The sequence below is a fragment of the Alkalihalophilus marmarensis DSM 21297 genome, from assembly GCF_000474275.2.
Lineage (GTDB): Bacteria > Bacillota > Bacilli > Bacillales > Bacillaceae_D > Alkalihalophilus > Alkalihalophilus marmarensis.
In genome coordinates this window covers 1-8,593 of sequence record NZ_ATAE01000079.1, presented here as the reverse complement: position 1 = coordinate 8,593, position 8,593 = coordinate 1, and the positions used below count along the sequence as shown (strand labels likewise).

Here is an 8,593-nt window from a genome sequence, read left to right as displayed (position 1 = left end):
GTTAGCAGAAGCTTTTTCGTTTATTGGAGTAAAGTATTAGGGAAATATGACACAAATGACAGGGCGAAAGAAATAATTAATGAAATTTATTCGAAAATAGAACAAGGCAATAGTAGTATTATAACTTTTTCAATGCCTGCTAAATGATTTTTACTTCTTAAAGTAACGGGTAGCGTTCCTTCAACAAGGTAAGGAAGATAGTAATTTATATTAATATAAGTAAGAAACTCAATGACGGTTTCATTCTTATAATTGATTCATTGCGTATGGCATTGATCATCTTAGATGAATTCTAAACTTAACATGTGGAGATGATGCTTAATGAGTTCAAGTAGAATTTTTCGATCTTTGTTTATTGGCTCTATTGCCATGTGGGCTTTTCTATTATTGAAGGGAGATTTACTGAGTGGTGATTTCTTCAATATCCTATCGTTTTCTTTTGGAACCATTTTTATCATTTTTTCCATCATAACAGGTTCATTTTTGGAAGGTTTTGAAACGAAGCACCAGGTAAAAACGTACCTTCCGCTTTCCATGTCCATCTACGGGATCTATTCTTTCGTACTTAAACATATTTTCATGATCGAGATCAACATCGTAATTATCCTTTCATTTGCGATAGTCATTAGCTTGATTGATTTGGTAGTGAGTAAAATGGTGAAAAAAAGATCTACGAAGCAGGGTTTAGCAAATATAGTATTAGCTTTTCCGCTGCTTGCTTTCTTCATGGGATTTGTGCTCACTAATTTTATTTAAATAACCTTGCAGATAGTTAACAAAATAACAGGAGCGTTTTAGAACAGCAACAGGGACGTTTTTTGACTAACGGAGCAGGTTAGTTTAAAAAGTAAGTGATCATTTCTTATACGTAGTAGACGTATACTACGCAGCAAATTATTACGTTTATGAAAGAATGTGCTTTATTAAAGAGGTATTATTATTTATCGGAGGTATGTATTCAACAATCGGGCCATATTGTGGAGCAACAACCTTTTTACAGGAGAAAAAAATAAGTAAGAGAAAGAAAAAATAAAGAAGAAAGACCTTTGAGGTCTGGCCAGTAACAAAGGCTTCTAGCCACAGAAAAAACCACCCGTGATCACGGGTGGTTTTGATTTTAATGAGGTTTAGACATGACTGATAAAGCCTTGAAGCCATTATTTTTAAAAATAGAAAGGGTCATGAACCTTTAATCATACGAATTCGACTCAAAATATATTGAAAAGAAAGAGGTTCTATGGTAACTTATATAAGTATATGTTAATTAGTTTATTTTTTTGTCTAATATACCTATTATAAATATACAACATCATCGGTATATTAGTCAACCCTTTTATCAAATTTTTTTACGAGGAGTGCTTGCCTTGAATTTGAAACTTCAGCAGGAGCAAAAGCGAGTAGAAAGTGTAATGAAAACAATCACGGAGGAAGTTAACAGATTGGAAGAAGAAACTTCCAGGCGTAAGCAAGAAGTGGTACAGATCCGCAAGCACTTTTGGGATGAAGTCAAGGTGAATACGGATACCTTTGATGATTACCTCGAGACCGTTATCGGCTTGCGCCAAGAAGCTCAAGCTCTGTCTGTTAGCCAAAGCACTCATAGACATGCCTCAAAACGCTTATCAACACTAAGGAGAATGGAGGAGGTTCCTTATTTTGGTCGAATCGATTTTGTCGAAGAAGGAGATTCAACTGAGGAACAATTCTATATTGGTATTTCCTCGCTTAAGGATCGTAGTGGAGAAAATTTCCTGATCTATGACTGGAGGGCTCCGGTCTCAAGTGTCTACTACGATTACCAGCCTGGTCCGGCCAAGTATGGAACACCTGGAGGCACAATCGAAGGCAAATTGGAGAAAAAGTGGCAATATCTTATTCGCGATGGCGTTCTTCAATCCATGTTCGATACTAGTCTAACCATTGGAGACGAGATTTTGCAAGAGGTTCTGGGCAAAGGTACCGACAAACAAATGCACAATATTGTAGCGACCATTCAACAGGAGCAAAACAGGATTATTCGTCATGACCGTGGGAGGCTTTTGATTGTTCACGGTGCAGCAGGCAGTGGCAAAACATCAGCCGCCCTGCAGCGAATTGCTTATTTGCTCTACAAATATCGAGATCGGCTTAATGCTGATCAAATCATTCTTTTTTCACCTAATTCAATGTTTAGCAATTACGTGTCCAATGTGTTGCCAGAACTTGGTGAAGAGAATATGCAACAGGTCACATTTCAGGAATACTTGGATCATCGTCTAAGTAAAGAGTTTCAAGTTGAAAATCCATACGAGCAATTGGAGTATGTTTTAACTCAGGTGAATACTCCTTCATACAGATCAAGACTTGAAAGTACCCGTTTTAAAGCTTCTATCCGTTTTTTTGAGGCGATCCAATCATATAGACAGTCACTGGAATTATCAGGTATGCAGTTTAAGGACATTATTTTCAGAGGGAAGCTATTTGTAACTGCTCAACAAATAGCAGAACGTTTTTACACTCAAGACACTTCACTCCGATTTCATAATAGACTTGAAAAATTGCAGGATTGGCTAGTTAAAGAAATAAAAGAGGTCCAAAGGGTCGAATGGAAAAAGTCTTGGGTACAGGAGGAAATCGAGCTGCTTAGCAACGATGAATACCATAAGGCGCATCGTTTCTTAGCAGAAAAACGAGGATATAAAAGAGAAGCAATTGCTGACTATGAGATGGAACCAAAAGCACTTGCCCAATTGATTGTTCACCAAAAATTGAAGCCGTTACGAAAACGAATCCGAGCGTTTCGTTTCATTGATTTTAAGGTGATTTACAAGCAACTTTTTGTAGATCCCGGGCAAATAAAACGTTGGATTGAAGGGGAAACACCAGTACAGTGGATGGATATTTGCCAAGCGACGCTGGAAATGCTGGATGAAAATAAATTATTTTATGAGGATGCAACCCCATTTTTACTATTGAAAGAGCTGATACAAGGCTTTCAGACGAACAGCTCGATCAAACAGATCGTTGTTGATGAGGCTCAGGATTATTCACCATTTCAATTTGAGTTTTTGAGACGTTTGTTTCCGGCGGCAAGGATGACAGTACTTGGCGACTTTAATCAGGCGATATTCGCCCATGCTAGTGAAAGAGTTGATTTCAACACACTAACATGCCTTTTCGGATCAGAAGAAACGGAATTGATCAATATCACACGAAGTTACCGTTCTACGAAACCGATTATTGAATTTACGAGAAGACTCGTTCCAAATGGAGATAAGATTGTTCCATTTGAACGCGAAGGTGAGAAACCTGTGCTGAAACAAGTGACAGATCACGTAGAACTGCACAGATGCATTACAGCTAAAGTTGCAGAATTTCGAAGTCAAGGCATGAATAGCATTGCGATCATATGCAAATCTGCTGAGGAAAGTGCACGTGCATATGAATCTCTAACTGGTATTGATGATATTAAACTTATAAAGAGCAACTCGATTGAATATGAGCAAGGTGTTGTTGTTGTACCCTCGTATTTGTCCAAGGGAATCGAATTCGATGCCGTCATCATTTATGATGCATCAAAGCATGTATATGGTGATGAGAGTTTACGCAGAGTTTTCTACACTGCCTGCACAAGAGCGATGCATTATTTGCTGCTTTACAGCGTAGGTGAACCGAGCCCATTATTACAAAATGTCTTGCCAGAAGGTTTCATCCAAGCTTGACTTAAATGGATGATTAAGATGAATAACCGTACTTAAATATTAGTAACTCAGATTATTAGAGTATAGTGATTGGCAAAGAGGGAGAATTTGATGAGCGGTCAAATGAAACTCCTGAAAGAACATTATGGTTAGGGGAGATGCAGAATGAGGTCATTGGTTCTCGGTTTTCAGGAAATGGATAAAACACAGCTTATGCTCGTTGGTGGGAAAGGGTTAAATTTAGCGGAATTATCAAAATTCAAGGAATACAAGTACCCGAAGGATTTTGTGTTACAACAGTGGGATATAAGAAAGCCATCGATCAAAACGAAAAGATTCAAGCATTGTTGGATCAACTAGCATTGCTAAAAGTAGAAGATCTAGATCAAATTGGTGAAATCAGTAGGGAAATTCGACAAATCATTATGGAAGTAGAAATTCCTTCAGATGTTACCTACGCAGTTGCTGACTATCTCTCCCATTTTGGCGAAGATGCTTTTGCAGTGCGTTCTAGTGCGACTGCTGAAGATTTGCCACATGCCTCTTTTGCTGGTCAACAAGATACCTATTTAAATATCATCGGAAAAGAAGCCATCTTGCAGCATATCAGCAAATGTTGGGCTTCCCTATTTACGGATCGTGCAGTAATCTACCGTATGCAAAATGGATTTGACCACAGACAAATTTATTTATCAGTTGTCGTTCAAAGGATGGCTTTTCCACAGGCTTCAGGGATTTTATTTACCGCTGATCCGATTACTTCTAATCGAAAGTTATTAACGATCGATGCCAGTTATGGACTTGGAGAAGCACTGGTCTCTGGCTTGGTATCTGCCGATAATTATAAAGTACAGGAAGATAAAATAGTCGATAAGATGATAGCAGCCAAGAAATTGGCTATCTATGGACTAAAGGATGGTGGAACAGAGATACTACCGATTGATCCAGATCAGCAAAAAATACAAACACTTACTGACCAGCAGATTTTACAACTGGCACGTATCGGAAGACAGATCGAAGCTTATTTTGGTTTCCCACAAGATATCGAATGGTGTTTGGTAGATGATATATTTTATATCGTCCAGAGTCGGCCAATCACTACTTTATACCCCACACCTAAAGCGAATGATCAAGACAATCACGTCTATGTATCTGTTAGTCATCAACAAATGATGACCGAACCTATGAAACTTTTCCTCTATACGACTCCTGCACCTATGCGAAAAGCTGGTGGAAGATTGTTTGTTGATGTAACACATCAATTGTCATCTCCAGAAAGGGAAGTATATTTAAATACCTTGGGTGAATCCGATCCTCTCATAAAAGATGCACTGATGACCATTATAGAGCGTGGAGACTTTATAAAGGTGTTACCAAATGATAAAAAAGAAATAAGTAAAAGCAACACCGGGATGCAGTCTTCAGATAATCAAGCACAAATCGAACACGATCCCGCAATCGTCACTGATTTGATTAAGAGTAGTCAAACATCAATAGAAGAGTTAAAACATAACATCCAAACGAAATCAGGAACAGATTTATTTGATTTTATTCTAGAAGATATCCAGCAATTAACGAAGATTCTATTTAACCCCCATGGTTTAGGTGTGATTTTAGCTGCAATGGACGCATCAACTTGGATCAATGAAAAAATGAAAGAGTGGTTGGGTGAAAAAAACGTAGCAGATACGCTTTCTCAATCTGTACCCAACAATATCACTTCAGAAATGGGTCTGGAGCTGTTGGATGTTGCAGATGTAATTCGACCTTATCCAGAAGTAATTAATTATTTAAAGCATGTAAAAGATGATAACTTTTTGGATGAATTGGTTAAGTTTGAGGGTGGACAGGAATCCCAAAACGCAATAATAGCTTATCTCAACAAATATGGCATGAGATGTGCGGCTGAAATCGATATAACAAAAACTCGTTGGTGTGAAAAACCAACTACTCTTGTTCCCATGATTCTCAATCACATAAAAGAATCTGAGCCTGGTTCAAGTAATCGGAAATTTGAACAAGGACGACAGGAAGCTTTGGAAAAAGAACAAGAGATATTAAATCGAGTAAAGCAATTACCAGATGGTGAACAAAAAGTCAAAGAAACAAAACGAATGATTGACCTAATTCGGAATTTCAGTGGGTTTAGGGAATACCCAAAATACGGCATGGTTAATCGCTATTTTGTTTATAAACAGGCTTTATTGAAAGAAGCCGAACAACTTGTACAGACATGCGTTATTCATGAAAAAGAAGATATATATTATCTTGATTTTGAAGAACTTCGCGAAGTTGTACGCACAAATAACCTTGATTACCAGATCATTAACAAACGTAAAGACGAGTACACATTATATGAAAAACTAACTCCCCCACGTGTGATCACCTCTGATGGTGAAATCATTATGGGTAAGTATAAACGAGAAAATCTCCCTGCTGAAGCGATTGTAGGCCTACCTGTTTCATCTGGAGTGATAGAGGGACGAGCACGTGTCATTTTAAATATGAAAGACGCTAATCTAGAAGAGGGAGATATATTAGTTACCTCCTTTACAGATCCTGGCTGGACACCATTATTTGTATCCATAAAATGCCTCGTCACCGAAGTTGGTGGACTGATGACCCATGGAGCCGTTATCGCACGTGAATATGGCTTACCCGCCGTTGTCGGAGTGGATCATGCTACCAAACTTATAAAAGATGGATAACGAATACGCGTACATGGAACAGATGGGTATATCGAAATACTATAATTGACTACATTTAAATCATAAAAGAAGTGCATTTGAATAAGGAGAATCATTGACATCAAGGTGCTTACGGTCTATTGTAAGAACCCAGTCACTAGGAAATATACGAGGGGCAGTAACAGAAGATTGATATTAATGTCTTTTTAGATTATCTAGAAATCGAGTCTTCTGTTAAAGGGCGCAGTAATTGAATAAGATTTATGCTTAAATCGGGACAGATTGGTATAGTAGAGGGAAAATATGATTTAATTTAAGGGATGTTATACTTGTTTATTGGAATAGGAGTTGTCTAATATGAACTTGAAAATAAGACAAGAACAAATAGAGGATTACGAATTAACTGAAAGTGTTGTAAAAGCTGCATTTGCAGATGCTGAACACAGTGATAAAAAAGAGCATGAATTGGTAAATCGAATCAGAAAATCCAACGAGTTCATTCCGAGATTGTCATTAGTGGCAACAGATACAAACAGTAACAAAATTTTGGGACATATTCTTTTATCTAAAATAAAAATTAGTAACAATAATCAAATGGCAGAATCACTTGCCCTTGCACCTGTGTCTGTCCTACCAGAGTATCAAAACAAAGGTATAGGAGGACTATTAATTAACGTAGCTTTGAAAGAAGCAAAAGAACTTGGATACAAATCAGTTGTTGTCTTGGGACATCCAGAATATTATCCGAAATTCGGCTTCAAAATAGCATCCTTATGGGGGATAAAAGCACCCTTTGAAGTTCCAGATGAAGCATTTATGGCACTAGAACTAAGTGAGAATGCTCTCAATAAAGTTTCAGGGGTTGTTGAATATCCAAGTGTGTTTTTTGAATAAAAGGGATTATAAATATCAGTTATTAACTATCTGGTAAATGCAAAAATATTTTAGGTTGTATTTTTGCATTTACCAATATTCCGCAAAGGGCGCATGAGTGGGAGAGGAGATCATCATTCGATGGTCTCTTTTTCCGTACACAAATAACTTGCTATTCTGTGGCTTCAGAGTGATATATGGTGTAACCAAAAAAACGAAAGGATGATAAAGAATGGAATTTAAAATCACTTGTGAAGTCAAAGGACAGCGAAGAAAGGATCTGGTGCAGGGAATCAGTGAGTTCTTAAACACCATACCCAAATACAAAGGTGTTCCAACATGTGCTTACGAAATTGGAGACTTGGTGGTTGACCGGGAGGGAGCGGTTATTCTAAATGACAGCATGACCCCGCAGAAGTGGACAAAATGGTAACGGTGCTCGAAGCACAAGAGTTTATGCTCACAAACTACGGAGAGAATGCCTTTGACGGAATCGAAGTAGCAATGCCAATAGAAATGTTCACAGAGAAGGCCATCGAGAACCTACACAAGATTGTAAACGCAAAGGCGAACTCATCAGCAAGGCCATCGGCACCATGGACTTGAGGGTTATCGAAAACGATGTAAAAGTTCGGTTCCCATGGTTTCCATATACAGAGGATGGTGAGGAGGTGGCCCATTACACGAAGTTCATTGAATCCTTATGCAAAATGACAATCGAGCGGAACCGAGTGGCATCCACACCGAGGAAAAGCGAGAATGAGAAGTACGATTTCAGATGCTTCCTTTTAAGGTTAGGATTTATCGGGGGGAGTTCAAGCCTCTAGGAAATTCTTACTTTGAAACCTAACTGGCAACGCAGCTTTTAAGAATGGGAGACCTACAAAGGATGAAAACTAAAAAAGAAGCGGGTAGGAGTGTGGACATTAACGTCTTCTCCCGCCCGCTTTTTTTATTAAGCTAACTGAAGTAGTTTGATAGACTCTGGAATAATTAGTTTCGCATCCAGTCGCTCAAATGCCGCAAAGCCAAATTAGGCTTTTTAATATTGAAATTTCCTTAACGTTGTAAATCTGCATTTTCCTGAGGCTATCCCTAAAAGGAAAGAATGAGGAAGAAAATTCTGAAAAATAGTCTTTCTACTAACGGAAGCTTATGTTTAATAAAATGAAGAACAACAGATTTAGTTGTTGCGCAGTACAACGATACTGTGCAGCAAACTAACATCTATTTAGCGCTAACTTTGTGAAGAAATTCTCTTCAACTAACGGGTGCGTTTCTGCAACAAGCAGGGACGCATTTTTTTGTACATTTTAAGGGATTGAGATCGCAAAAGAACAAGGGAAATATACA

At 38.1% G+C, this 8,593-nt stretch carries 5 protein-coding genes and 1 pseudogene; all 6 read left to right on the top strand.

The features are described 5' to 3' along the window. Positions 1-321: 321 nt before the first annotated feature. The 6 genes and pseudogenes from A33I_RS19430 (at position 322) to A33I_RS19405 (ending at position 7,846) form a co-directional block, all read left to right on the top strand. Positions 322-756, top strand: a complete 435-nt coding sequence (locus tag A33I_RS19430) for a hypothetical protein (protein ID WP_022629980.1) — start codon at positions 322-324, stop codon at positions 754-756. Positions 757-1,364: 608 nt separating this feature from the next. Beyond that, on the top strand, positions 1,365-3,701 hold the full coding sequence (gene helD, locus A33I_RS19425) for an RNA polymerase recycling motor HelD (RefSeq protein ID WP_022629979.1): 2,337 nt from the start codon (positions 1,365-1,367) through the stop codon (positions 3,699-3,701). Positions 3,702-3,845: 144 nt separating this feature from the next. Further along, positions 3,846-6,388: pseudogene (ppsA, locus tag A33I_RS19420) on the top strand (phosphoenolpyruvate synthase). Between the two features lie 336 nt (positions 6,389-6,724). Beyond that, positions 6,725-7,261 (top strand): GNAT family N-acetyltransferase, encoded by a 537-nt coding sequence (locus A33I_RS19415; RefSeq protein ID WP_022629977.1) that lies wholly within the window; start codon positions 6,725-6,727, stop codon positions 7,259-7,261. 211 nt (positions 7,262-7,472) lie between these two features. Next, the gene (locus A33I_RS19410) at positions 7,473-7,673 is read left to right on the top strand and encodes a hypothetical protein (RefSeq protein WP_022629976.1); all 201 of its coding nucleotides are present in this window, start codon (positions 7,473-7,475) and stop codon (positions 7,671-7,673) included. Continuing rightward, positions 7,667-7,846, top strand: coding sequence for a hypothetical protein (locus A33I_RS19405; RefSeq protein WP_022629975.1), 180 nt, complete (start codon positions 7,667-7,669; stop codon positions 7,844-7,846). The genes A33I_RS19410 and A33I_RS19405 overlap by 7 nt, the downstream gene beginning before the upstream one ends. The last annotated feature ends 747 nt before the right edge of the window (positions 7,847-8,593 follow it).